This is a genomic window from Streptomyces sp. NPDC054863, from assembly GCF_053610825.1.
This window is the reverse complement of the sequence record NZ_JBSGZD010000013.1, coordinates 1-24,058: the sequence shown is the minus strand read 5'-3', so window position 1 is coordinate 24,058 and position 24,058 is coordinate 1. Positions and strand designations below refer to the sequence as shown.

Genomic DNA, 24,058 nt, shown 5'->3' with positions numbered 1-24,058 from the left:
GACTCACTGAAGGCAGGCGTCACATGAGCGAGACACCGACGGTCCCGGAGGACGATCGCCGCAGCACCCGCCACGCGACCTCGCCTCCGCCCGTCTTCTGGCGCTACTGGGCCGCCGCCACCGTGAGCAACGCAGGCACCGCCGTCACCGCCCTCGCGCTCCCCCTGATCGCCCTCACGGTCCTCGACGCCACCGCGCTCCAGGCCGCCCTGCTCGCTGCCGCCGGACAGATCTCCTGGCTGCTGCTCAGCCTCCCGGCCGGAGTGATCGCCCAGCGCGTCCCCCTCCGCCGCCTCCAAGTCGCCCTCGATCTCGTACGGTTCGCCGCCGTCGCCTCTCTCCCGCTCGCCTGGTGGCTCGACCGGCTCAGCTACCCGCACCTGTTGCTCGCCGCTCTGGTCACCGGCGCCGCGACCGTACTCTTCGACATCGGCAACTCGACCTTTCTGCCCGCCATCGTCCCGGACCGACAGCTCGCCGCCCGCAACAGCCTGATGTCCGGCACGCATGCCGTCACCGAGACCGGAGGGCCCTCCGTGGGCGGCCTCCTCGTGCACGCAGCGGGCCCGGTAGGCGCGCTCCTCGTGGATGCGGCCAGCTACCTGCTCTCCGCCGTGCTGCTGCACACCCTGCCCGAGCGCCGTCCCGCCGCCCGCACCGGCGCCAGCGCACTCCGGTTGATCCGCGAGGGCTGGACGTACGTCACGCGGCACCCGGTGATGCTGCCCTGCATGCTCTGGGCCACCGCCACCAACTTCGTCTGCGCCGCCCTGGTCGCCCTCACACCGCTCTACCTGGTCCGTGAGGCCGGCCTGACGCCCGTACAACTCGGCCTGGTGCTCGCCATGGACGGAATCGGCGCACTCGCCGGATCCACCGTGGCGGTCCGACTGACCAGGCGGTTCGGCACCGCCCGGGGGGTCGTCGGGGCCGTGCTCGCCGGCGGCGCTGCCGCACTGCTGGTCCCGCTGACCACGTCCGCAGCCGACGCCTACTGGTTCGCCCTGGGCAACGCCGGCTTCGCCTTCGGTGTCGTCATCGGGTCGATCACCACCCGCACCTACCGTCAGACCGAGTCCCCGCCCGAGCTTCTCTCCCGTGTCATGGCCACCGTCCGCTTCGTGTCCTGGGGCGCCCAGCCGCTCGGGGCCCTCACCGCCGGCCTGCTCGCCACGTACGCGGGGACGCACGCGGCCCTGTGGACGGTGTGCACGGCCGCGCTCCTGCCGCCGCTGTACCTGCTCGCGGTCCCGGTGGGCCGCCGCCGGGACTTCGCCTGACACAGCCCCGGAACAAGAGCTGTACCCCTCGGAAACGTTCCGTCGCCCTGGTGGGGCGTTGGGCTGGAACGCCTGAGCACGGGACGGTTCGCGTCCGTCCGTCGTCGAGCGGACTTTCGCCCTGCTCCACCAGTTCAAACGGACGACGAGTTCACCGATCACATCGGCATCGTGCTCAACGACTGAGCGCGTGCGGCTCGCGTGCGCGTTCCCGGGGTTCCGCGAGCAGGCGGACAGGGCGGCGTCAGTGGGCCGGGCATCTCGGGACCGGAGTTCGGGGAGGCGGGCCGCGCGGAGAGAAACCGCTATGAGGAATGGTCTTCGCGGATGCGCGGCAGCTAATGACGGTTACGTACAAGGAATTTGAGCTGCGTTCGGGTAGCGGACGCCGAGGCCCGCCGTACCTGCCTGGAACGAGTGCCGCCGGGTGTCTGTGGGGCACGTGCACAGCCCCTGGAGGTCTTCTCGGGAGGACCGGGATTCCGGCTGTTCGCCATGCCTCCCATGGGCGACAGCCCGTATTTCTGCTCCTACAGCCGCTCCGTCGGTCGCGCGCGCCGACTCGGTCCGGCGGCCCCGGCAGCGGGCCGGGCGCACCTGCCCCGGTCGGCCTGTCGAACGCACCGCCCACCGGACAGGCGGATTCCGCTCCGCGCAGCCGCGAGGGCGAGGCTGGAATTTGCCTGCTTCGCGGCAGCGCTACAGCAAATTCCGAACGGGCCGCCGAGCCTCGCCCGCCGCTTCAAACCCGTCGCAGCGCTTCAAAAAAACTCGGTTCGACAGGTTCCGCGCATGCAAATCCACCTGATAGGAAACCTTCCTAACAAGAAGGCGGAGCGCCAACCACTGCCCCCACGAGCTCATTTGGAGCCCTTCATGGCGTCACGGACCATCAACTCGACTTCCTCGCGCGGCGTCTCACGCCGAGCCGCACTGGGACTGGTCGGAGCCCTCGTCTCCGCCTCACTCCTGGCCGTGCCTCAGGCCCACGCGGCCGCACCGGGGCTGGACGACCCGGCGAAGAAGGAGGTCGCGATGAAGCTGGTGTCGAGCGCGGAGAACTCCTCGCTCGACTGGAAGGCCCAGTACAAGTACATCGAGGACATCGGCGACGGCCGTGGCTACACGGCGGGCATCATCGGCTTCTGCTCCGGCACCGGCGACATGCTCGACCTGGTACGGCTCTACACCCACCGCAAGCCGGGCAACCTCCTCGCCAAGTACCTCCCGGCCCTGGAGGACGTCGACGGCACCGACTCGCACGCGGGTCTGGACCCGAAGTTCACGAAGGACTGGGCCACCGCCGCCAAGGACAGCGCCTTCCAGAAAGCCCAGAGGGACGAGCGCGACCGCGTCTACTTCAACCCCGCCGTCTCCCAGGCGAAAGCCGACGGCCTGCGCGCGCTCGGCCAGTTCGCGTACTACGACTCCCTCGTCATGCACGGTGACGGCACCGACCCGACCGCCTTCAGCAACATACGCAAGCGCGCCCTCAAGAAGGCCAAGCCGCCGGCCCAGGGCGGCGATGAGACGGCGTACCTGCACGCCTTCCTCGACGCCCGCGTCTGGGCGATGCAGCAGGAGGAGGCGCACAGCGACACCAGCCGGGTCGACACCGCGCAGCGGGTCTTCCTGAACAAGGGCAACCTCGACCTCAACACCCCGCTGGACTGGAAGGTGTACGGGGACAGCTTCCACATCGGCTGATCCGCCTCCACATCGGCTGATCCGCCGAAATTACGCTGCCGCAGAGGGACGCAGGTGCCGCAGGTCCGCCGACCCCGCGGTCCTGGCGTCCCTCGCCAGGACCGAGAACCCATACCGAGAATGACGCTCCGCCCGTCCACTTCAGGTTCACAGGAAGGCGCCCCCGTGCACACGCGCACCCGCACGCCACTCGCCCTCGCCCTCAGCGCCGGCATCCTCGCGCTCCTCACTAGCCCCTCCCAGGCCGCGACCCGCGCCGCCACCGTCGAGGTGTCCACCTCCGCCCAGCTGAAGGCCGCGCTCGCCGCGGCGGTGCCCGGCGACACCATTCACCTCGCCGACGGCACGTACACCGGCAACTTCAAGGCCACCAGAGCGGCAACCGCCGACTCCCGCATCAAGCTCACCGGCTCGACCAGGGCCGTTCTCACCGCGCGCGGCGGCTACGGCCTCCACCTCGATGGTGCCTCGTACTGGACCGTCAGCGGCCTGACCGTGACCGGCGGCCAGAAGGGCATCATGATCGACACCGCCCGCGGAGTCGTCGTAGACGGTGTGAAGGTCCATCACCTCTCCATGGAGGGCGTCCACTTCCGCAAGTCCAGTTCCGACGGGGTCATCAGAAACTCCCGGATCCACGACACCGGCAGCGACGGTTCGGGCATGGGCGAGGGCGTGTACGTGGGCAGCGCCAACACCCTGAGCGACAAGAGCGACAACGTGCAGATAGTCGGCAACACCATTGGCCCCGGCGTCGGTGGCGAGGGCATCGACATCAAGGAAGGCACCACCGGAGCGCGGATCATCGGCAACACCTTCGACGGAACCGGCCTGACCGGCGCCAACTACGACGACTCCTGGGTCGACGTCAAGGGCAACGACGTCCTGGTGGAGAACAACACCGGCAAGAACTCCACCAACGACGGATACCAGACCCACACCCAGAAGCCCGGCTGGGGCTGCGGGACGGTGTTCCGGGGCAACAGGTCCAACCTGGCGGGCGCGTCCGGGAAGACCCAACTGGCCATCAACGTCACCAACAGCAGCGCGAGTTGCCGGACGACGGTCCACCGCGACAACACGGTGACCGGCGGCAAGGGGCTCACGAACATCCCCGTGACGCCGTAGGCCGCGGACCCCGACGAGGTGGGCCCCGGTCAAGCCCTCGGCGCCTCTCGCAGCGGCTCCTGCCTCACCGCAATCTCCTTCCTGCCGTTCCCGATCCCGGAGAGCTGCTTCCCGCGTGCGTGGGGAGCAGCTCGCACGGCGCGGGTGGAATCCGGTGCGAAGGCCGCCATCGGCCAACTCGGCGGGGCAGGGGGAAGGTGAGGGCGCGAAGTCCTCATGGAGATATGGGAGTTGACCTTCACGTCGCATCCACACATACTGATGTTCAGTGCAATGTCACATTGCAACTGCATCCTGAGTGCGCCAGTGATGCCTCTGAACGACGCCTCTGAACAGGGAGAACCACCCTCATGTCTCGTATCGCTCTGCTCGCCACCGCGACCGTGGGCCTGGCCTTATTCGGTGCGGCCCCGGCCACCGCCGCACACGCCCCCACCACCCTTGCCACCACCGTGACATGCGGTCCGTCCGCTCTCCGGGTGGGCCTGTCGACCAAGGTGTGCGCCGAAGTGACCGGCAACAGCGTGCAGTTGTACGGCCAGATAAGCCTGGCGGGCCCGCCCAGCCCGGGCTCGACGCTCCCGGTCAAGGACCTGACCACGACCCTCACCGGCAACGCCATCGGCGGCACCTCCCTCGGCCACCTGGTGCAGCCGGTCCGTTTCCAAGCCACGACCACCCAGGTCCGTGGCGTCGGCGGCGCCGTCTCCTGCGGCTCGACCGTCCACGCCGAGTTCACCTCATCCGCCTTCGGCTATCCCTCCAGCCCGGTGACCCTGGACGTTCCCATCACCTGCTGACGAATGTCCGGCACAGTGAGCGGCTGTTCGTGTGGAGAGCCGTGTGTGGGGCAGTGACGGCCTCCCTGCCTGGTGGGTGGGGAGGCCGTCTGTTCCATGCCGGAAGGAGTGCGGGAGGCTCTCCTTCTTTTGTGTTCCTCGCCGACGGTGTCTGGCGTCGGGTGCCTGCCGGTGTACGTCTCGGACCAGCTCCTCCAGGCGTGCGGGGGCTCCGTCCCACGGGCCGCGAGGGCGAGTCGGTGGCCGGGTATTGCCGGGCCGGGCAGGTGCCCGCCCGTCCCGTACTCCGGCGTCCGGGGTGTGCAGGCCGACGTTGGTGCGATGGGTCCGGCGCTTCCCGGAGCCCGAGACCTCGACCGCGGGTACCGGGGCGGACAACTTCGTACAGCGCAAGGGCCACCCTTGCGTCACGCTCCTGAGCGATATGAATCCTGCCGGCCCATCGATCTGTCACCGGACCTACGACCGCGACGGGCGCTCTGCCGGCGGCACCGACACGCCCCACGCGGACGCGAGGTCCTGAAGCCACCGGGGCAGCTCCTTCCTCCACCGTCAGGTCAGCGTGAACCGCCCCGTGTCCAAGTGCTCCAGCTGGGCCGGTGCGTTCCGGGATGCTGCTGCTGCGTGGGTCGCCGCTGTCACTCGCCCAGTCTCGTCCGCTCGCGTGCCCGCACGGCCGCGGAATTGGTGAGACGGATCTGTTCCGGCGTGAAGTGAAGGAAGGGGCCAGTTTTCATGCGTACGACCGTCGCAACAGCCACGGCAAGGACAGCTCCCGCGGCCCGGCAGGGCCGGTGAGCCCGCCCCAGGGGCTGACGGGGCCCGAGCAGGAAGTCCCGGCGGACACCTCGAAGGAGTAGGCCGGGCCCCCATGCCCGTCGGGCACGAGCATCGTCGGCGGAGGGCACCAGCAGGTCAAGACGCCTTCCTACGCCCTGTTCCAGGGCGACCGCCCCGATGGCCGGCAGTGGAAGGTGTGGCTGAACAACGCCCACGTCGGAAGCGCCAGGACCACCGCCGCCTCGGTCAGGGTCCACACGATCTGCCTGCCCGTCGGTCAGTACTCCAGTCGTGCTTCCCAGGAGCGCTGGTCAACGGCTTGAGCCTGGGAATTGGGTGGAGTGGGGTGAGGCGTGGGACGGCCCTGGCGGACCGCCCACCAGAGTGTGACCAGGCCGCATGCAGTCGTTGACCGGCAGCCCGCCGTTCTGTTCCCGTCCGTATCCGGAGGGAGCAGGACGGAGGACGGGGGCTCCGCCGTCCGGCCGGCCGGCAGATCGTGCAGACGCGGACGGACACGGGTGTGGCCGACGTTGCCGATGTGGGCGAGAGTCGGGAGGGGCAACATTCGTCCGGGGCACGAGGGATTCAGTGGCGAGCCGCGGTCTCGGCCACTCGCACATAGCCGCCCGCCACATCGCAAGCACCCATCAGGTGCGCCACCGTGCGGTGAGGAGGCGTTCGGACGGGGGTGGCGCCGGAAGGGGGAGCGGTCGGTCGCCTGCCATGCCGTTCAGCGCGATCGTGATCAGCCGACGGCGTGCGGCCTCGGCCTCTGCCGAGAGTTTCTCGTCGCCGAGGTCACGTATCTGCTCGACCATCGGTGAACTTGCGAGTTGCTCGATCAGCAGGACGACATCGGTCGGCGTCACGTCGGGGTGCAGGCCGCCGGACCGCCGTGCGCGATCGACCAGTTCGGCGAAGTCCCGGTCGGCCTGTGCGGAGACTTCGGCGAGCTCGGTCGGGATCACGGCCAGGCGGCCCAACGGTGCGAGGGTGCCCTGTCCGTACTCGACGCTCTCGATCACCAGGCCCGCCAGGCCCTCCCACGGGTCGGGGTGGGACGAGGCCTTCTGCTGTGCGGTGAGCCATTGCTCGTTCGCCAGCACCAGCAGCCGCTCGAAGAGCGCGGTCTTGCTCTTGTACCTCCGGTACAACGTGCCGACGCCGACCCCGGCCGCCTCGGCGATCGCGCCCACCGACGCGTGCTCTCCGTCTCGTGCGAACACCCGCCGCGCTGCTTCCAGCAGCGCCGCATCGTTGCGAGCGACCTCGGCCTGACGCGCCCGTTGCTGCTTCGACATCTCCATGGGCGCAAGTATAGACCTTGCGGAGTGCTTCGCTCCGCGCTAGGTTGAAGTTGTGCGGAGCAAAACGCTCCGCACAAGGGGAGGAGCTGAGGAAGCGATGAAGCAGAACCGGACCGTGCTCGTTACCGGAGCGACGGGGAATCAGGGCGGAGGCACTGCACGTGCGCTGCTCGACGACGGTTGGGAGGTGCGCGCGCTGGTGCGCGACCCTGACTCCGTCGCCGCACGCGCCCTCGCGAAGGCCGGGGCCGTCCTCACGCCCGGGAATCTCGACGACGCCGCCGCCATCGAACGGGCCGTGGAAGGTGTCTACGGCGTGTTCAGCGTGCAGCCGCTCGCCGTCGCGCCCGCTGAGCTGACCGCCGAAGTACGGCGCGGCAGCACCCTCGCCGACGCCGCCGCAGCAGCCGGGGTGCAGCACTTCGTGTACAGCTCGGTCGGCGGGGCCGAACGCGCCACCGGCATCGACCACTTCGAAACCAAGGCCCGCATCGAACGACACCTCGCGGCCACCTCGCTGGCCACGACGACCCTGCGCCCGACGTTCTTCATGAACAACCTCCTCGGGTACGCAGACATGACCGGGGAACGCCTCATGGAACTGCCTGTCGACCCCGGCAAGCCCATGCAGATGATCGCCACCTCCGACATCGGCCGCATCGCCGCCGCCGTGCTCGCCCAGCCGGAGAAGTACCTCGGGGCGCAGCTTGAGATCGCAGGCGACTCGCTGACCTTCGAGCAGATCGCGGCGATATACCAGAAGGTCACCGATGTCCCGACGCGTCTGGTGCCGCAGCCCATTCAGGACCGCATGTTCGAGTGGTTCGCCGAGAGCGGCTACCAGGCCGATCTCGATGCCCTCCGCAGCGATTTCCCTTGGCTGCAGCGCTTCGACACCTTCCTCCGCAACGCCATCGCCCACAACTGAGAACTGTTCCGACACCAAGGAGTTCACGAGATGACTGTGCGTCTGAACCTGTTCGGCAGCGAGATCGCCGGTAAGGCCATGAAGGGCATCAACACGGCGAGCATGGCCGTCATCAACAGCGGACTGCTCCCCAGGGCGACGATCGACCTGGTGCTGTTGCGCGCGAGCCAGATCAACGGCTGCGGCTTCTGCACCGACATCCACAGCAAGGACCTCCTCCACGACGGCACCAGCACCGAGCGCGTCACCCTGGTTGCCGTCTGGCGTGAAGCCGGCGTCTTCAGCGAAGCCGAGCGCGCTGCCCTTGAGCTGGCTGAAGAGGGCACGCGGATAGCCGATGCCTCCGGTGGGGTACCGCACGACGTCTGGAGCAACGCGGCCAAGCATTACGACGAGGAGCAACTGGCCGCACTGACCTGCCTGATCTCGCTGATCAACGCCAGCAACCGGCTGGGTGTCATCACTGGGCAGCAGGGCGGGACCTACCAGCCCGGCCGGTTCGGCTGAGCCGGCTCCGCTCGGGAGGGCTCTGCGCTTCTCGTAGCGCCCTCCCTGACGGCGGATCTTGGCCGGGTACGTGCGAGGGCCGGACCGATACTCAGGTCCCGCCGGCTGGGTCCGCTGCTGTCCTCCGCCCGGCCGGCCGGCAAAGACCGCCAGGAGCGACCGACGCTCGTGGCGGAGGGAGCCCACTTCATCGTCCGGATGCGGGGAGGATCTGGTTTTTCGGGCTCCGCCGGGGCATGATCCTTTTTTGGGCCTGCGCAGGGCGGGCCCTGCACCGCGCGAGAGGTATTGAGCATGGCAACGGGAACCGTGAAGTGGTTCAACGCGGAAAAGGGCTTCGGCTTCATCGAGCAGGACGGCGGAGGCCCCGACGTCTTCGCCCACTACTCCAACATCAACGCCTCCGGCTTCCGTGAGCTTCAGGAAGGCCAGAAGGTCTCCTTCGACGTCACGCAGGGCCAGAAGGGCCCGCAGGCGGAGAACATCACCCCCGCCTGATCCCCCCGGCCGGTCGGGGGACCGTACGTGCCGGCCACCGCCCGCCTGCCCCAGGCGTAGGTCTGGGGCAGGCGGACGGGGAGCAAGCGCCGGAGCACTGGTTCCCACACGGCTGCCCACGCGCCATGGCGTGGTCGGTCGCGGGCAGCGCGGAGAGGCGTGGGTCAGGGCGTGAGGGCCGACGATGCGTGCGCGAGGCCGCGAGCGCGGGGAAGTTCCCGTCGCGGAGCCCGTGCCGCGGGTCCGTCCGGTGCAGGAGCGCCGGACCGTGGCGGAGGGCGTGCCCAGCGCGGGCGTGAAGTCGACGCAGGACAGGTCGGGCAGGCCGAGTCCGTCGGCGAGGGCGGCGGCCGGAGGTGCGCGCGGATCGAGTACGGATGTGGTCGGCCACGTCCGGGCTGATGAGGTCCTGGAGCTGGCCGCCGTGCCAGTGGTGAGGAGCCGAGGGGTGGCGCCCCGGCCGTGACGGTGTGTCAGGAAGCTTTCCAGGACGGGGGACGGGCCCTCTTGGAGGTGGGCGTGAAGGTCATGGTGACGGGCTTGTCACCCTTGTCGACGACGTAGACACCGACTGGGGGAGGGCCTGGTGATTCTGACCATCGCCATTCCGGTGCTGCCTGCCTTCGTCGCGGACTTCCGCCTTCGACGGCGCACGTGGGCCCGCAGCCGCGTCGAGGAGGGGACGAAGGCCGTCATCATCACGCGAGACCGGGGTTGACCGTATGGCGGACCGCCTGGTCATCGAGTGAGGTTCAGCAACCCTTGTTGACGCGCTCGAAATTATCGACCAGGCCCATGCTGAACTTCTTTTTGCCTGATGCACCTGCCGGCGTGGAGCCGGCACACACGATCCGCCTCACCTGATCTTTTGTGTTGAAGATGGTTACGCTCCACTTCACGCTGTGAGAACAGTGGTTGTTGAAGTAGACCGTGGTGGAGATGTGTCCCGGGGTGTACGAAGTGTTGAACCGCTTCTTGGTCGGATTGGTGTCGCACCCCCAGGAGGACTGCGCAGCCCCGGCTTTACCGACTGAAGCCGCCTGGGCGGTACTCGCGAGCATCGGAATTGCCAGCATGGCCACCGCAACCACCCCTGCACCAAAGCGAATCTTTGCCATTTTGAAGAGCCTTTCCACCTGGTTTCGATTTCACCGTGAAACCTTCCGAGCCTAGATTCTGACACGAGAGAGGCCTCCTGAAACTACTTCTGAGAAAGAGTTGAGGTACCTCAGAGCAAGGCGCCAGATGTCATATAAATGCATTTCTTGGCGGTGGGATTCCCTCTATTCGCGGGTGGGATCTGCTCTGGATCCGAAAGGGTTCGGATCCTGGGGTGCTGTTGGGGTGTGACGCGCCGCGAACCGGTGTCGGGATGCCGGCTGCGCACGGCCACCGGTGCAGCGCCTCCGGGAGGCGACCCTTGTCACGGTCCGCCTCGTTCAACTCCGGTTCGTACGTGGCTGGTTCGTACGTGGCCGGTTCGTATGCGGCCGGTTCGGTCCGCCGCACTGGGTGGCCGGGCACCTGTGCCGGGCACACCACTTGAGCCCGCCCTGCCCCTCCCGCATCATGCCGAGGTGCGCGCCGATCCATCCGGTGCGCCGCGTACGCGACGGGCTGCCGCCCCCGAAGTCAGCGAACGCTCGGGCGAGGAGTGCCCGACGACATCCGCGCGGCCTTCGTCCACGCGCACACCGGGAGCGAGGCCCTGCGCTGCGCGTTCTCCTGCTACCGGGCCCTGCCCACCAGCGCACAGCAGCTCCAGGACGCCGCCGCGACGGCTCGGCCGACCATGCCCACCATGGCCGTCGGCTCCCACCCGGTCGGCACCGGACTCGAACGCCAACTTCGTCCCACCGCCGATGATTTGGTCGGACACCATCTCCAGGACTGCGGCCACATCATCCCCCTCGACCGCCCCGACGCATCGGTCGCGCTCCTTGGTCCATTCCTCGCCGCCGATCTGCCACAGTGACCGGAGCCGAAGATCCTGCGCGAGCGCGAACCCGACTTCATCCTGGTGGGGGCACCCTCGCCGGGGCGAGCAGGTCGGCGACGGCCGGCCGGACCGATTCGGAGACCGCCACGGTGGCCGATGCGGTGACAGCCACGGTGGCCGATGCGGTGACAGCCACGGTGGCCGATGCGGAGACGACCGAGCCGATCCACCGCATGCCCGCCGCCCGCAACCTGCTGCCTGCCGAGCGCTGCCTCGACTCCGGCTACCCCTCCGCCGAGCTGATCGTGGGCGTGAAGAAGTGCTTCGGCGTCGTCCTGATCACCCCGGTCCTGCTGAACAGCTCGCCCCGATCGCACGCCGGAACCGGTTTCGATCGCACCGCCTCCACCATCGACTGGGGCAGGCGGCAGGCCACTTGCCCGCGCTGGTGTCGAGGGAATCATCGACCAGGCCGTCGCGGTCACCGGCGTGAGATGCGCCCGCCACCGAGGCCTGCGAAAGACCCACTTCGAGCACGCCTTCAGCGCTGTCGCGCTCCATCCGATCCGCCGCGATGCCTGGTGGAGCGGGCATCCTTTGGACCGCACCCGTCACACGGCATCATGCAGGCATGATTACTATTCATCTGAAGTACGAGATCGACGCTGACAAGCTTGAGGATTTCGAAGAATACGGTCGCCGCTGGGTCCGGCTCGTCAACCGATTCGGCGGGACGCACCACGGCTATTTCCTGCCGAGTGAGGGCGACAGCGACATCGCCTACGCCCTCTTCTCCTTTCCCAGCCTGGCCGCGTACGAGCAGTACCGCACGGACAGCATGTCCGACGCGGAGTGCCAGGCAGCGTTCGAACTGGCTCGTGACACACGCTGCATCAAGCGGTACGAGCGCCGCTTCCTCCGGCCGCTCGACGGCCTGTCCTAGGGTTGTCTTCAAACGGTTCGGATCCACATCAGGAGTGACGCGAAGGCCAGTGCTGCTTCGCAGGGTTCGCGGGTCTTGTCGTAGCGGGGGGCGACGGGCCGGTTCTGCTTCAACGCGTTGAAGCAGCGTTCGACGACGTTGCGCTGTGTGTAGCGGTCCTTGTCGAAGGCGGGCGACCTGCCGCTGTTGCTGCCGCTCCGGCGGCGGTTCGCCCGCTGGTCGACGCGCTTGGGAACGGTGTGGGGGACACCGCGTTTTTGCAGGTGGGTGCGTACCTTCCGGGAGCTGTGGCCCGTGTGGCCAGGAGGTGGTCCGGGCGGGTGCGCGGTCTGCCCGGACCTCGTCGTAGGCGAGGTGATCGTCCGAGGGCGTGAGGGCGTGAGGGTGTGCCGACTGCGCGGCGCCTGCCCCTTCCTGTGGCGTGCACGCCACCCAATCGTCGGCTCACCGGGCACTGTTCGTGCACGCGGTGACGGCCCCGCCGAAAGTGCTTACACATGAAGACGCTGATTTCGCGAGCATTGAATTGAGTTGGGGGAGAGATCGTTACCCGGGCTCGGTCCCACCAGAAGTCTCCACCGTGGGCACCGATTCGGGCGGATAGAGGTCGAGCACGACATCGAGGCCCAGGGCGCCGACCTCGGCAAGCAGGTGAGCGGGCAGGACACTGCTGCCCTGGCCGTTCTCACTGCCGAAGCCGAGGTGCAGCTCAAGCTCGCAGTCGGCGGACAAGGCCGTCAGTTCCGCACGTCGCCCGCGGAGATGTTCGACCAGCGTCCGGACGTGGTCGGCGAGGCCGCTGTCGTCGTGCAGTCCGCTCTGCCTGATCCAGACGCTGGCCTCCCGGCGGGTGCCGGCCGGATTGCGGGGGCTCGTCAGGCCGCCACGCTCGAACTGCTCGTCCGGTGCGATGCCCAGACGCGCTGAGATACCGGCGGCGCTGACCGTCCGGCTCGTGATCCGGATCGAACCGGCCGACCACTTCGTGACCGGTGCGACCGGCTGTCTCATCTGATTCTCGGGCACACCTCACCCTTGTAGGGCAGCCCGCGGGACGCGAGTGCATTCTCCGTACGCTCGGATCCGACCGGACCGGCTTCGCATGGCAGGCTGACTGGGCGGAGTCCGCACCTGGAGAGCCAGTTGGGGACAGCGCTGGCGTGGCGACCATCTCGTTGTACGTCGACGATGGCGGGTCCTCTGCGTGCGCCTGGCCGGCGTGGGAGGTGGTGCGGGCGTGCGGGCCCGGCCGTCGCTCTCACGGCCCGGTCCGGGTTCACGTAGACCTTGTTCACTTCCCTTGGCGTTGGCGTAGCGATCCTCGACCTGGTCCGCGCCCGTGGCGCGTTGTGCCGGGGCGGGACCCGGGCGGAGGCCAGGCCATTCGTCCGCGCGACCCGCGGCGAGTGCCCGGCACCGTCCGAGAACGGCGGTTCCGCCCGCGCACGTATTCACGGGAGATATCGGATTCGCTACATTCGTTCGTCAGCTTGCACGTTTCCGCAACCCAAGGTGGTGGAGCATGACAGCGGTGCACGAATCCGTACCTCGACCCTCTTCCGAGGAGGATGCGGAAACCCTTGTCTCGCCGGTCAATTCGCACAACGAGTGGGATCCCCTGGAAGAGATCATCGTGGGTCGCCTGGACGGTGCGACGATCCCCTCCGACCATCCGGTGGTTCTCGTCAACGTTCCGCCGTGGGCGGGCCGATTACAGAGCATGGCCGCCGGGTTCCGGTACCCGAAGTCACTGATCGAACAGGCGCGGGAGGAACTGGACCGGTTCGTCGCCCTGTTGGAGTCGCTCGACATCACGGTCAGACGCCCGGACGCCGTCGACCACAGGCGGCGTTTCGGCACCCCCGACTGGTCGTCGCGCGGGTTCTGCAACACCTGCCCGCGCGACAGCATGCTCGTCGTCGGCGACGAGATCATCGAGACGCCGATGGCCTGGCCCTGCCGGTACTTCGAGACCCATTCCTACCGTCCGATACTCAAGGACTACTTCCGGCGCGGCGCCCGCTGGACATCGGCGCCGAAACCACAGCTCACCGATGAGCTCTACGATGCGGACTTCCGCGTTCCAGGGCCGGGCGAGCCGATGCGCCACCTCCTCACCGAGTTCGAGCCGGTCTTCGACGCGGCGGATTTCGTACGGGCCGGCCGGGACCTCTTCGTCACGCGCAGCAACGTCACCAACCGGATGGGAATCGACTGGCTGCGCAGGCACCTCGGCCCCGGCCACCGCATTCACGAGGTCGAGAGCCGCTGCCGGACCCCCATGCACATCGACACGACGCTCTGCCTGCTCGCACCCGGCAAGGTACTGGTCAATCCCGAGTACGTCGACGTCGACCGGCTGCCCGAGGCGCTGAGTTCGTGGGACGTCCTGGTCGCACCCGAACCCGACCCGATCAACGAACGCCTGCTCAAGCTCACTTCCCTGTGCGGGAAGTGGCTCAGCATGAACGTCCTCATGATCGACGAGAAGCGCGTGATCGCGGAGCGGCATCACACCGGAATGCTGCGCGCACTGGAGAGGTGGGGGTTCGAGCCCATTCCCTGCGACCTGATGCACTACGCGCCGTTCGGCGGTTCCTTCCACTGCGCGACGCTGGATGTGCGGCGGCGGGGCGGGCTGGAATCCTACCGCTGACGCGTGCGGTTCACCGGACCTGACCTGCCACGAAGCACGTCCGGCAGATTGGGCACGCTTCCCAGGAGGTTGTTCACCAAAATCATCACGGGGAGCTTCCGCCGGAGGACCGGGCACTGCCCGTGGTGGTGGCGTACGGGTGCACGAACTCGACGCTGTGAGGACTCGCTCCGCTGCTCGGGCCAGTTCTGGTTCCAGGTGGCTCCGCAAGAGCAACTCGCCACGGAGAAGGGCCGGGAGCGCTACCCCGTCCTGCTGGGTGCTGAGCGGGCCGTGGTCATCGGCAGGCAGATCCGCAGGCCGCGGTCGCTCCGTACAACGAGTCCGGCCCGCGCCGTGGCTCGGGCCGGACTCGTACGCCGACCTCCTCCGTGCACCTCGGGGTGCGCCGTCGGCCGGCCGACCTGTGCTGCCTCCGCTCGGGATTTCGGGATGAGGGGCCCGAGGCGTCCCTCGACCCGGCGCTCACCGACGAGACGACGGTACGGGCGATGGCGACCGCTCTTGGTGCGGCCGCGGCGTGGCCGGCGGCGCGCTTCACGGGCCGCGGCGCGCGGGCGCGCACGGGTGGCGCTGATCGCACTCGTGGGAGCTCAGCCGGGGCAGACGCTGCTGGTGGGCGACCGGAGTCCGGTGGTGCTCGTGGGCGCGCTGCTCTCGATGGCCGGGCCGGCGCTCGTCGTGCAGACGCCGGGGGCGAGCGGCTTCTTCGGATGTACGCCGCTGGCGTCGGCGGGGTGGTCGATCGCGCGCGCGGCGGCAACGGCCGCCACCGTGATGTCCGATGTCCGTGCACGCGGGTGCGGCTGTGGTGCGCCCTCGGGCAGAAGCTCCCTCCTGAAGGTTCGGCGTCCTGGCCTGAAGGTTCAGCGACCTGGAAGCTCCCTCTGTGCCCAGCGGCGGCTTTTGGAGCATGCGCACGACCTGCTGAGGCTCCCTCCGCCGCGTGGCAGGGCTCTGGTGGCCCTGACCGGGTCGCTCTTGCCCGATGCACGGAGGTGCTTTCGGGTGTTCCCTGCGCGGCCGTTCTGCTCAGTCGGGCGGGCAGGGGAAGGGGCCGCCGGTGGTCGGGTTGTCAACGATGTGTTTCGCCAGGTGAGTGAGGTTGAGCTGGCGGCTGCGGGCGTGGTGGCGGAGCAGGTCGAAGGCGTCGTCGACGGTGCAGTGGAGGCGTTCGGCGAGAATCCCCTTGGCCTGTTCGATCAGTACGCGGCTGTTCAAAGCGTCCTGGAGCTGGCGTACGTGGTCTTTCGTCCGGTCGAGCAGGGTGCGGTGGGACAGGCCGATGGCGACGGCATTGGTGAGGAGCGCGCCTGCCTGCACCTGGGTCGGGGGCAGAGTGCCGTGCCGAAGGTAGAGGTTGAGCGCGCCCAGCGTGTTGCGTTCATGGTGAATGGGCAGGGCGGTGACGGTGGTGTAGCCGAGTTCCACGGCGCGTGGAGCGAAGTGGGGCCAGCGGATGCGGCTGTGCGGGTGGGTCATGATGAGGTTGGCCAGGGGTTTGCGGATCTTCTGGCTGTCCACGCACGGGCCTTCCCGTAACTCGGCCTGGGTGCGCTCCAGTTGTTCCGCGAGTTCGGTGGAGGCTGCCAGCGCCTGTGGTTGCCCCCGGTCGTCTGTGAGGTTGCAGCTGGCCGCGTCGACACCGGGCAGGCGTGCGGCTGCCGTGGTGAGGCGGCGCAGCAGGTGTTTGTTGCTCTCGCCCTTTACGGGAGCGTCGGCCAGGTCGAGCAATGTCGCTGCTGTCAGCGGTTCACGCTCCGGAGGGAACATGTCCGTACCTCGTGCGCGTCGGGGGGACCATGGTTCAGCGGTTCGAAGTGCGGCCCGCCGCGTGCAGATGGCGGGCAGTGCCGCGTGCCTGGGGCGGGCAGTGCTGTGTGCATCCAGGCCGGGCGTGCCGCCGGGCGAGGCGAACATGCCGAGCCTCGGCAGAGGGACGCCGGGACGGATCGGGCACGCCGGGCCAATGAGCCGTGAGGCCGGTTCGATTTGAGGGTGTGGCCGTGGTCAACGGGCGTCGGGGCGCGCCGAGGCCAGGTCGGCAAAGGAGGCGCGCAGTCGGTCGTAACGCTCTGCATCCGTCCAGATGTCCGCGGGGCGGGAGTGCCCGGCGCACCAGGACCAGATCGTGGCACCGATCGTGGCGACCACGGGTATCAGCAGCCACACCAAGGCAGCCATCACTCTTCTCCTTCCTTCACGCTGCGGCGTTACGGAGTCGGCAACGATTTACATAGCACACTGCAAGGAAGCTGACAAGCCTTGACTCAAGGGTGTGATGGGACGGAGGAGGTCCCACCTCGCGCCGACGAGGCGAGGCCCCCTCCGCGGGATGCGCCCGGCAGCGCCCGCTCCCTTCCGGCGCGCAGCGAACCGCAGCGAACCGCAGCGAACCGCAGCGGAACGAGGCGGGCAGACGCCTCCGTACCCGGTCGGCCGGCGCTCTCGCCCGGACGGGACTACTCCGTCCCTCCGATCGAGATCCGGCGCCGCTTGGAGGGGCCGGACTTGGGGATGCGTACGCGCAGGATGCCGTCGGTGAGTTCGGCCTCGACCTTCTCGCTGTCGATGCCGCCGGGCAGGCTCGTGCGGTAGAAGAACCGCCCGCTGCGCCGGGAGAGCACCCGGTCCTGGTGCTCCTCGGTGAGCTCGCCTGTGATCTCCAGCGTGTTGTCGTCGAGGTTGATGTTGATGTTCTCGCGCGGGATGCCGGGCAGTTCGGCGCGGACAAGGTAGGCGTCGTCGGTCTCCTCCTCCTCCTCGGCCAGCGGCATCCAGCCACCCTGCGGCCAGGACGCCGTGCTCGGCGGCCGGTCGAAGACCCGGCCCATCTGCTGCCAGAGACTCTCGAACTCGCTCATCGGGTCCCAGTCCCACAACCCCCTGCCGGTGCGGCGCGGTTCCAGGCCGCCGCCACTGTGCCGTTCCGGAAGACTCATGACCCCACTTCCCTTCCTTCGTGGCTGCCCGGCCCGCTGGGCGGTCTCGATCCGATCCGGAGGGAGGCCGTAGCAGACCGGCTTCTGCGGTCCGGGTAACCACCCACCGCGCCCCCACACCGGTCTGCCGCCGACATTCTGGGGGACCCGCCGTGTTCTGGGCGGCCCGATCGCTCTGCATCTGGGTCAGGCGGGACTGGCCCGGTCGGCGCAACCCTCCGCGGCCGGGCCGTCCAGGCACTGTGCTCGCGGTACCTGCCGCCCGCACTCGTCGGCGACCTGAAGGCGATGCGCGATGCGACGGGATACGCGTCAGTCCTGCGTGACGCCGTACCGGTGGAACCCAGGACGCGGAAGTGATCGCCGAGGCGGTCCGGCGCCCGACGGAAGCCGTCCCGGTCCGTCCGTCCGGTCCGCTGCCGCCCGATCCGGACACTCGCCGCCCGCCCGGAGGATCCGGACGAGGAGCCCCGGCTGCGGCCGAAGAGCACGGCACGTCGGCGTGTGCATGAGCGTGATCACGGCCCCGGTGTACGCGTGGACCCCGGTGAACGCGCCGCACCGGCAGAAGAGCCAGTTCGTCGTGACCGAGGGACATGCCTGCTATGGGACGTTTGCCGTATATCGAAGATCATTTTGCTACGGCAGTATTGCGGTCCTTGCGACAGCATTGCGGCCTTGTGGCCAGACCGGCCAAGACCTGGTGCGGCCACCTAGGTACGGACCAAGCTGACATTCGCCCCTTCGTGGCACCGTTCCGTACCCGCACGCCCGCAGAAAGCTCCACCACACATGCACTCGACCTGTTCCCCCGGCGCCGTCCCGGCGCGTCCCACGTGTGTGACGAGGGGGCGGTCCGCACCGTGCGCCATGTGATGCGCAAGGCGGGCGGCTGGCTCCTGATGATCGTGGTCGCGACCAACGCCACCTATTTCCTGGCCAGTTGGTTCCTGGACCCGCGATCGAACTACCGGGAGCTGCGCCCCGCCCGCAGCGAGGCACAGATCTCCCGGGCCCTCGCCCCGTACAACCTCGACCCCGGGGTCCCGCTCCTGCAACGGTGGTGGAACTGGCTCACGTCGGTGATCACCGACTTCGACTGGGGACAGTCACCCACCGGTGTCACCGTCAACGGCGAGATGGGTCACCGCGCCCTCATCAGCGCCCAGTTGGTCGTCACGGCGACCGTCCTGTCCGTCGTGATCGGCGTCGCGCTCGCCGTCTACACCGCCGCCCGCCAGTACGGCAAGGCCGACCGCATCACGCAGGCGATATCCATCGCGGTGTTCAACGTCCCGACGTCCGTCGCGGCGCTCGCCGTGGTCTTCGTCGCCATCTGGCTCAACCAGCACGCCGGGTTCGACTTCCTCTACGTCGCCGGAGAGAGCTCACCCAACGTCGAGGGCCTCCTCCCGACGATCGGCGACCGTCTCCTCCATCTGATCCTGCCGACGCTGACCCTGACCCTGATGGGTTACGTGGGCTACCACCTGACGCAGCGTTCGCTGCTGCTCGACACGATCAACGCCGACTTCGTCCGCACGGCCCAGGCCACCGGCCTCACCCGCAGCCAGGCCGTCCGCAGGCACGCCCTGCGCGCCGCACTGATCCCGACGGCCGCCTCCGTGGCGTTCAGCGTGCCCGCCATCTTCACCGGAGCCATGATCACCGAGACGATCTTCGGCTGGAACGGCATGGGCCGCTACTTCGTCCAGACGATCAGCAAGAACGACGTGCACGGCGCGGTCGCGACGGCCGCGTTCGCGGCGGTGCTCACCGCGATCGGCGCGATCCTCGCGGACATCGCCACGGTCTTCCTCGACCCGAGAGTGCGGGTGAGCTGACATGGCGACAGCGACCGAAACCGCCCAGCCGCGCAGGAGCCTCGGCCTCGGCCGTCTCTACCTGCGACGCTTCCTGCGCAACCGCCTCGCCGTCGCGGGCGTCGTGATCTTCGCGCTGCTCGTGCTCTTCAGCGCCTTCGGCGGCCTGTTCACGACCTACGTCCACACCGACGCCGACTTCGCCGCCCTCACCCAACCACCGAGCGACGCCCACTGGTTCGGCACCAACCAGGGCGGCAACGACATCTACGCCAGTGCCGTGCACGGATTCCAGCGCTCGCTGGCCATCGCCGTGAGCGTGTCCGTCCTGACGATCGTCGTCGCCGCCGTCATCGGTTCGAGCGCCGCCTACTTCGGCGGCCGGGTGGAGAGGCTGACACTCGCCGTCATCCACTTCCTGCTGATCGTCCCCTCGTTCCTCATCCTGGCCCTGGTCTCCCACCGCCTGGCCGGTGACTGGCGCGTCCTCATCGTCGTGCTGACCGTGTTCGGCTGGATGTCCACGGCCCGGGTCATCTGGTCCGTCTCGACCTCGCTGCGCGAACGGGACTTCGTGACGGCTGCGGAGTTCATGGGCGTCCGCCCCCTGCGCATCATCCTGCGCCACATCATCCCCAACCTCGGATCCCTGCTCATCGTCAACCTGACGCTCGGAGTCGTGGCGACCGTGCTCAGCGAGACCGCGCTGTCCTTCCTCGGATTCGGCGTCCAGACCCCTGACGTCTCCCTCGGCACGATGCTCGCCGACGGGGCGGCCACGGTCACCAGCGCCCCCTGGCTCTTCGCCTTTCCCGCAGGCCTCGTCGTCCTGCTCACCGTGTCGATGACCTTCATCGGCGACGGGCTGCGCGACGCCCTCGACCCCACCTCAGTGACCGGCGCGGCGGGAGGCCGACGATGACGACACTCACCACCCCCCAACTCGACCCGGCCCCGCCGACCGGCGCCGCACCCGTGCTCTCCGTACGGGACCTGCGGATCTCCTTCCCCTCGGAGGCCGGGCCCGTCGAAGCGGTGCGCGGCGTCAGCTTCGACCTGCTGCCGGGCCGGACCCTCTCCATCGTCGGCGAGTCCGGCTCGGGCAAGTCGGCCACCGCGATGGGCATCATGGGCCTGCTGCCGCCCACCGCCACCCTGAGCGGCCAGGTCCTGCTCGGCGACCAGGACCTGATCGGCCTCGACGACCGGGCGCTGTCGCGCGTACGCGGCAAGTCCATCGGCATGGTCTTCCAGGACCCCCTGTCCGCGCTCACCCCCATCTTCTCCGTGGGCAGACTGCTCTGTGACGCCCTGCGCGTCCACCAGGACCTGTCAAAGAAGGCGGCCTGGGAACAGGCCGTCGAACTCCTCGACCTCGTCGGCATTCCCGACCCCCGCAACCGGGCCTCGTCCTTCCCCCACGAGTTCTCCGGCGGCATGCGCCAGCGCGTGGTCATCGCCCTGGCGATCGCCAACCGTCCGCGGGTGCTGGTGGCCGACGAACCCACCACCGCGCTCGACGTCACCGTGCAGGCGCAGATCCTCGACGTACTGCGCCTCGCACAGCGGGAGACCGGCGCAGGCCTCGTCCTGATCACCCACGACCTCGGCGTCGTCGCGGGCCACGCGGACGACGTCGCCGTCATGTACGCGGGCCGCTTCGTGGAGAAGACGGACGTGCACGAGCTGTTCCGCCGACCGACGATGCCCTACACCGCCCGGCTCCTGGCCGCGGTGCCGACCGTGGACGGCGGGGTCCGCCGCCCCCTCGTCCCGATCGGCGGAGAGCCGCCCGCCCTGACCGGCCTGCCGGTCGGCTGCCCGTTCGCCAGCCGGTGCGCCGTGGCACTCGACGCGTGCCGCTCGGAGGAACCAGAGCTGCGCCTGGTGACCGGACACGGCGACGTGGCCTGCCTGCGCGCGACCGAGACGGCCGAGGGCACGCTGGACCCCACCGGGGGTGTCGCGCCCGTGGACCGGGAGGTGGGCACGGGCCGTGCCGAGGACGGCGACGTGGTGCTGCGCGTCGAGGACCTCGTCAAGACCTTCCCCGTCACCAAGGGCGCGTTCATCAAACGCAGGGTCGGAACGCTGCACGCGGTCAACCGCGTCAGCTTCGAACTGCGCACCGGAGAGACACTCGGGCTGGTCGGCGAGTCGGGCAGCGGCAAGACGACGACGTTGATGGAGGTCCTGCGGCTCAGACGACCGGAGGGCGGCCGGATCGAGATCGCGGGCAGGGAGGTCGGGGCGACGCAGGGCACGGACACCGGTCCTGCGGTCGGCGCCACTGCCACTCCGTCTGGTTCCAGCGGGCGCGTGCGCCCCTTGCGGCACGACGTGCAGATCGTCATGCAGGACCCGCTGGGCGCCCTGGACCCACGCCTTCCGGTCTACCAACTGCTCGCCGAACCCCTGCGGGTCGTCGGCCGCGACCGCGACGCGATCCGCTCCCGCGTCCACGAGCTGCTGACGCTCGTCGGTCTCGACGCCTCGGTGAGCGACCGTTTTCCCGCCGCGCTCTCGGGAGGCCAGCGCCAGCGCATCGGCATCGCCCGCGCCCTGGCCACGGAACCGAAGCTGCTCGCTCTCGACGAACCGCTCTCCGCCCTGGACGTATCGGTCCAGGCCGGGGTGATCAACCTCCTCGGCCGGCTCAAGCGCGAACTGGGCCTCGCCAGTCTCATGGTCGCCCACGACCTCGCCGTGGTCCGTTACGTCTGCGACCGCATTGCGGTGATGTACCTGGGGCACATCGTCGAGACCGGCGACACGGAAGAGCTCTTCTCCGACCCGAAGCACCCCTACACCCGGGCACTCCTCTCGGCGGTCCCCGTACCCGACCCGGAGCGCGAACGCACCCGCGAACGCATCGTCCTGGAGGGCGAGCAGCCCAGCGCCACGAACCTTCCCGGCGGCTGCGTGTTCATCGACCGCTGCCCCGTGTACCGGCTCGCCGACGAGGACGTACGGGAACGCTGCCGTACCGAGCGCCCCGCGCCCAGGCCGGTGCCGGGGCAGCCGGGCCACGAGTTCGCCTGCCACGCCGGGTAATTCGGCACCCCACGGGCCCGCCGACGGCCCATGCCCACTCCACGCCACACCTCCACTCACACCTTCCATTCAAGGACCCTTTCCCATGCGTGCACGACTGGCCCTGCCCATCGCCCTCATAGCCGCCATCTCCGTCACCGCCACCGCGTGCCAGTCCTCGGCCGGTGACGGCGCGGGCTCAAGCGCGAAGGACACCCCGGCCGCCGCTTCGGGTGCCGCCGACTACAACCCGAAGGCGTACGACAAGCTCAAGGACGGCGGGACCTATACGACGGCGGGGACGTTCGACGACCAGGGCAACCCGTTCAACGTCAATGGCACGCTGGTGTCGTCCCGGGTGTGGGCCTGGTACAACGCCGTCGCGATCACCTTCTCGCCGACCGGTGAAGTGCAGTACAACCCGGACTACTTCAGCGACGTGAAGGTCTCCGTCAAGGACGGCAACCAGAAGGTCGTCCTGACGATCAACGAGAAGGCCACCTTCAACGACGGAACGCCGATCGACTGGACCGCGATCCAGGCCACCTGGAAGGCCAACAACGGTTCCGACAAGGCGTACGCGGTCGGGGCCACGGAGGGCTACGACCAGATCACCGAGGTCGCCCGGGGCAAGGACGACAAGCAGGCCGTCCTCACCTTCAAGGGCGTCAACGCCTCCTGGTCCAGCCTCTTCACCACGTTCCTGCACCCGAAGGCGGCGGAGGCCGACAACTTCAACAAGGCGTACGTGAAGAAGGCGCACCCCGAGTGGGGCACGGGCCCGTACACGGTCGGCACGTGGGACGCGCAGTCGGGCAACGTCACCTTCGTCCGCAACGCGAAGTGGTGGGGCAAGAAGGGCAAGCTCGACAAGCGCGTCTACGTGAACCTGGAGTCGACCGCGGGAATCAACGCCTACAAGAACGGTCAGCTCGACTACGTCTCCGCGGTCGACGCCGAGAGCCTGAAGCAGGTGAAGGGACTCAAGGGCACCGAAATCCGAAGCGGGGGCAGCCCGTTCGTGTACTCGCTCAACTTCAACACCAAGTCGGCGGTCCTCGCGGACAAGGCGGTGCGCAAGGCGATCCAGGAGAGCATCGACCGCAGCCAGATCGCGAAGATCCAGTTCCAGGGCCTGGACCACAAGGAACCGCTGCCCGGCTCGGGCCTGCTCTACAGCTTCCAGAAGGGGTACGAGGACAACGTGTCGGCCGTCCTGAAGTACGGCCCCGACCAGGCGAAGAAGGACCTCGACGCGGCGGGCTGGAAGCCCGGCAGCGACGGGATCCGGGAGAAGGGCGGCAAGAAGCTCGACATCGGTTACACGCTGCTGGGTGACGACCCGCTGGAGAAGGCCACCGCCGGCGCGCTCACGGCGATGCTGAAGCCGATCGGCGTACAGCTCACCATCAAGAAGGCCGACGTGGCGGATTTCTCCAGCATCCTCAGCGAGCGGAAGTTCGACATCTTCCTCTCCGGCAACCGCTCCATGGACCCCTTCGGGGCCCGCTACCTGTGCGAGATCTACTGCTCGGACCGCGACTCCAACCTCACGGGGGCCGGATCCCCCGAGCTGGACAAGGAGATCCGCGCCACGGCAGACATCGCCGATCTCCCCGGGCAGGCGGCTGCGGCGAACAAGGTCGAACAGAAGGCCCTCCAGAACTACGCCCGTCTCCCGATGTTCAGCGGCCCGTCGACGTACAGCGTCAAGAAGGGCCTGGCAAACGTGGGCGCGACCATCTTCCACAACCCGCTGCCGGAGACGGTGGGCTGGGAGAAGT

At 68.7% G+C, this 24,058-nt stretch carries 22 protein-coding genes and 1 pseudogene; 16 read left to right on the top strand and 7 right to left on the bottom strand.

Going from position 1 to position 24,058, the window contains the following annotated elements; all coding sequences use genetic code 11:
- Positions 1–23 precede the first annotated feature (23 nt).
- From ACWGIG_RS04745 to ACWGIG_RS04730, 4 genes are all read left to right on the top strand, one after another.
- The gene (locus tag ACWGIG_RS04745) at positions 24–1,280 is read left to right on the top strand and encodes an MFS transporter (RefSeq protein ID WP_453320063.1); all 1,257 of its coding nucleotides are present in this window, start codon (positions 24–26) and stop codon (positions 1,278–1,280) included.
- Positions 1,281–2,156: 876 nt separating this feature from the next.
- The gene (locus tag ACWGIG_RS04740; protein ID WP_453320062.1) at positions 2,157–2,987 is read left to right on the top strand and encodes a chitosanase; all 831 of its coding nucleotides are present in this window, start codon (positions 2,157–2,159) and stop codon (positions 2,985–2,987) included.
- Positions 2,988–3,107: 120 nt separating this feature from the next.
- Complete coding sequence (locus ACWGIG_RS04735; protein WP_453320061.1) at positions 3,108–4,115, top strand: right-handed parallel beta-helix repeat-containing protein; 1,008 nt, start codon at positions 3,108–3,110, stop codon at positions 4,113–4,115.
- Between the two features lie 350 nt (positions 4,116–4,465).
- Positions 4,466–4,915 (top strand): hypothetical protein, encoded by a 450-nt coding sequence (locus ACWGIG_RS04730; RefSeq protein WP_453320060.1) that lies wholly within the window; start codon positions 4,466–4,468, stop codon positions 4,913–4,915.
- Positions 4,916–6,345: 1,430 nt separating this feature from the next.
- Here ACWGIG_RS04730 and ACWGIG_RS04725 read toward each other — a convergent pair.
- Positions 6,346–7,005, bottom strand: a complete 660-nt coding sequence (locus ACWGIG_RS04725) for a TetR/AcrR family transcriptional regulator (protein ID WP_453320059.1) — start codon at positions 7,003–7,005, stop codon at positions 6,346–6,348.
- Between the two features lie 97 nt (positions 7,006–7,102).
- On the opposite strand from ACWGIG_RS04725, the gene ACWGIG_RS04720 reads away from it, so the two are divergent.
- From ACWGIG_RS04720 to ACWGIG_RS04705, 4 genes are all read left to right on the top strand, one after another.
- The gene (locus ACWGIG_RS04720) at positions 7,103–7,933 is read left to right on the top strand and encodes an NmrA/HSCARG family protein (protein WP_453320058.1); all 831 of its coding nucleotides are present in this window, start codon (positions 7,103–7,105) and stop codon (positions 7,931–7,933) included.
- A 30-nt stretch (positions 7,934–7,963) separates the two neighbouring features.
- On the top strand, positions 7,964–8,440 hold the full coding sequence (locus tag ACWGIG_RS04715; protein ID WP_453320057.1) for a carboxymuconolactone decarboxylase family protein: 477 nt from the start codon (positions 7,964–7,966) through the stop codon (positions 8,438–8,440).
- Positions 8,441–8,734: 294 nt separating this feature from the next.
- The gene (locus ACWGIG_RS04710) at positions 8,735–8,938 is read left to right on the top strand and encodes a cold-shock protein (protein ID WP_453320056.1); all 204 of its coding nucleotides are present in this window, start codon (positions 8,735–8,737) and stop codon (positions 8,936–8,938) included.
- A 586-nt stretch (positions 8,939–9,524) separates the two neighbouring features.
- Positions 9,525–9,656: a hypothetical protein gene (locus tag ACWGIG_RS04705; RefSeq protein ID WP_453320055.1), complete on the top strand. Its 132-nt coding sequence runs from the start codon at positions 9,525–9,527 to the stop codon at positions 9,654–9,656.
- 34 nt (positions 9,657–9,690) lie between these two features.
- Here ACWGIG_RS04705 and ACWGIG_RS04700 read toward each other — a convergent pair whose 3' ends face one another.
- Positions 9,691–10,056, bottom strand: a complete 366-nt coding sequence (locus ACWGIG_RS04700) for a hypothetical protein (RefSeq protein WP_453320054.1) — start codon at positions 10,054–10,056, stop codon at positions 9,691–9,693.
- A 521-nt stretch (positions 10,057–10,577) separates the two neighbouring features.
- On the opposite strand from ACWGIG_RS04700, the pseudogene ACWGIG_RS04695 reads away from it, so the two are divergent.
- From ACWGIG_RS04695 to ACWGIG_RS04685, 3 genes and pseudogenes are all read left to right on the top strand, one after another.
- A pseudogene (locus ACWGIG_RS04695) lies at positions 10,578–10,913 on the top strand (alpha/beta hydrolase); the annotation flags it as partial.
- 113 nt (positions 10,914–11,026) lie between these two features.
- On the top strand, positions 11,027–11,512 hold the full coding sequence (locus ACWGIG_RS04690) for a hypothetical protein (protein ID WP_453320053.1): 486 nt from the start codon (positions 11,027–11,029) through the stop codon (positions 11,510–11,512).
- Positions 11,509–11,820 carry an NIPSNAP family protein gene (locus ACWGIG_RS04685; protein WP_453320052.1) on the top strand — a complete coding sequence of 104 codons (312 nt, stop codon included), beginning with the start codon at positions 11,509–11,511 and terminating at the stop codon, positions 11,818–11,820. The genes ACWGIG_RS04690 and ACWGIG_RS04685 overlap by 4 nt, the downstream gene beginning before the upstream one ends.
- Before the next feature lie 546 nt (positions 11,821–12,366).
- On the opposite strand, the gene ACWGIG_RS04680 is transcribed toward ACWGIG_RS04685, so the two are convergent.
- Entirely contained in the window at positions 12,367–12,831 is a 465-nt protein-coding gene (locus tag ACWGIG_RS04680) for a DUF4279 domain-containing protein (protein WP_453320051.1), read from the bottom strand.
- Between the two features lie 511 nt (positions 12,832–13,342).
- Between ACWGIG_RS04680 and ACWGIG_RS04675 the strand changes: the two genes are divergently transcribed.
- Positions 13,343–14,476 carry an amidinotransferase gene (locus ACWGIG_RS04675; protein WP_453320050.1) on the top strand — a complete coding sequence of 378 codons (1,134 nt, stop codon included), beginning with the start codon at positions 13,343–13,345 and terminating at the stop codon, positions 14,474–14,476.
- 593 nt (positions 14,477–15,069) lie between these two features.
- Here the strand turns inward: ACWGIG_RS04675 and ACWGIG_RS04670 are convergent.
- The 4 genes from ACWGIG_RS04670 to ACWGIG_RS04655 all read right to left on the bottom strand — a co-directional run bounded on the left by ACWGIG_RS04670 (position 15,070) and on the right by ACWGIG_RS04655 (position 17,418).
- Positions 15,070–15,249, bottom strand: a complete 180-nt coding sequence (locus ACWGIG_RS04670; RefSeq protein ID WP_453320049.1) for a hypothetical protein — start codon at positions 15,247–15,249, stop codon at positions 15,070–15,072.
- Positions 15,250–15,508: 259 nt separating this feature from the next.
- Positions 15,509–16,249 carry an ANTAR domain-containing protein gene (locus ACWGIG_RS04665; RefSeq protein ID WP_453320048.1) on the bottom strand — a complete coding sequence of 247 codons (741 nt, stop codon included), beginning with the start codon at positions 16,247–16,249 and terminating at the stop codon, positions 15,509–15,511.
- Between the two features lie 237 nt (positions 16,250–16,486).
- Positions 16,487–16,660, bottom strand: a complete 174-nt coding sequence (locus tag ACWGIG_RS04660; protein ID WP_453320047.1) for a hypothetical protein — start codon at positions 16,658–16,660, stop codon at positions 16,487–16,489.
- A gap of 278 nt (positions 16,661–16,938) precedes the next feature.
- Positions 16,939–17,418, bottom strand: a complete 480-nt coding sequence (locus tag ACWGIG_RS04655) for an Hsp20/alpha crystallin family protein (protein ID WP_453320046.1) — start codon at positions 17,416–17,418, stop codon at positions 16,939–16,941.
- An 875-nt stretch (positions 17,419–18,293) separates the two neighbouring features.
- Here ACWGIG_RS04655 and ACWGIG_RS04650 point away from each other — a divergent pair.
- The 4 genes from ACWGIG_RS04650 to ACWGIG_RS04635 all read left to right on the top strand — a co-directional run.
- Entirely contained in the window at positions 18,294–19,262 is a 969-nt protein-coding gene (locus ACWGIG_RS04650) for an ABC transporter permease (RefSeq protein WP_453320102.1), read from the top strand.
- A 1-nt stretch (position 19,263) separates the two neighbouring features.
- Positions 19,264–20,163 (top strand): ABC transporter permease, encoded by a 900-nt coding sequence (locus ACWGIG_RS04645; RefSeq protein ID WP_453320045.1) that lies wholly within the window; start codon positions 19,264–19,266, stop codon positions 20,161–20,163.
- Positions 20,160–22,295, top strand: a complete 2,136-nt coding sequence (locus ACWGIG_RS04640; RefSeq protein WP_453320044.1) for a dipeptide ABC transporter ATP-binding protein — start codon at positions 20,160–20,162, stop codon at positions 22,293–22,295. Before ACWGIG_RS04645 ends, ACWGIG_RS04640 begins: the two co-directional genes overlap by 4 nt.
- 85 nt (positions 22,296–22,380) lie before the next feature.
- The coding region (locus tag ACWGIG_RS04635; RefSeq protein WP_453320043.1) for an ABC transporter family substrate-binding protein at positions 22,381–24,058 on the top strand (1,678 nt) is incomplete at its 3' end.

What these genes read in the sequence shown, in the direction of transcription:
- ACWGIG_RS04745 (WP_453320063.1), top strand. Translation starts at nt 24, where the DNA reads ATGAGCGAGACACCGACGGTCCCGGAGGACGATCGCCGCAGCACCCGC.
- ACWGIG_RS04740 (WP_453320062.1), top strand. Translation starts at nt 2,157, where the DNA reads ATGGCGTCACGGACCATCAACTCGACTTCCTCGCGCGGCGTCTCACGC.
- ACWGIG_RS04735 (WP_453320061.1), top strand. Translation starts at nt 3,108, where the DNA reads ATGACGCTCCGCCCGTCCACTTCAGGTTCACAGGAAGGCGCCCCCGTG.
- ACWGIG_RS04730 (WP_453320060.1), top strand. Translation starts at nt 4,466, where the DNA reads ATGTCTCGTATCGCTCTGCTCGCCACCGCGACCGTGGGCCTGGCCTTA.
- ACWGIG_RS04725 (WP_453320059.1), bottom strand. Translation starts at nt 7,005, where the DNA reads ATGGAGATGTCGAAGCAGCAACGGGCGCGTCAGGCCGAGGTCGCTCGC.
- ACWGIG_RS04720 (WP_453320058.1), top strand. Translation starts at nt 7,103, where the DNA reads ATGAAGCAGAACCGGACCGTGCTCGTTACCGGAGCGACGGGGAATCAG.
- ACWGIG_RS04715 (WP_453320057.1), top strand. Translation starts at nt 7,964, where the DNA reads ATGACTGTGCGTCTGAACCTGTTCGGCAGCGAGATCGCCGGTAAGGCC.
- ACWGIG_RS04710 (WP_453320056.1), top strand. Translation starts at nt 8,735, where the DNA reads ATGGCAACGGGAACCGTGAAGTGGTTCAACGCGGAAAAGGGCTTCGGC.
- ACWGIG_RS04700 (WP_453320054.1), bottom strand. Translation starts at nt 10,056, where the DNA reads ATGGCAAAGATTCGCTTTGGTGCAGGGGTGGTTGCGGTGGCCATGCTG.
- ACWGIG_RS04685 (WP_453320052.1), top strand. Translation starts at nt 11,509, where the DNA reads ATGATTACTATTCATCTGAAGTACGAGATCGACGCTGACAAGCTTGAG.
- ACWGIG_RS04680 (WP_453320051.1), bottom strand. Translation starts at nt 12,831, where the DNA reads ATGAGACAGCCGGTCGCACCGGTCACGAAGTGGTCGGCCGGTTCGATC.
- ACWGIG_RS04675 (WP_453320050.1), top strand. Translation starts at nt 13,343, where the DNA reads ATGACAGCGGTGCACGAATCCGTACCTCGACCCTCTTCCGAGGAGGAT.
- ACWGIG_RS04665 (WP_453320048.1), bottom strand. Translation starts at nt 16,249, where the DNA reads ATGTTCCCTCCGGAGCGTGAACCGCTGACAGCAGCGACATTGCTCGAC.
- ACWGIG_RS04660 (WP_453320047.1), bottom strand. Translation starts at nt 16,660, where the DNA reads ATGGCTGCCTTGGTGTGGCTGCTGATACCCGTGGTCGCCACGATCGGT.
- ACWGIG_RS04655 (WP_453320046.1), bottom strand. Translation starts at nt 17,418, where the DNA reads ATGAGTCTTCCGGAACGGCACAGTGGCGGCGGCCTGGAACCGCGCCGC.
- ACWGIG_RS04650 (WP_453320102.1), top strand. Translation starts at nt 18,294, where the DNA reads ATGCGCAAGGCGGGCGGCTGGCTCCTGATGATCGTGGTCGCGACCAAC.
- ACWGIG_RS04645 (WP_453320045.1), top strand. Translation starts at nt 19,264, where the DNA reads ATGGCGACAGCGACCGAAACCGCCCAGCCGCGCAGGAGCCTCGGCCTC.
- ACWGIG_RS04640 (WP_453320044.1), top strand. Translation starts at nt 20,160, where the DNA reads ATGACGACACTCACCACCCCCCAACTCGACCCGGCCCCGCCGACCGGC.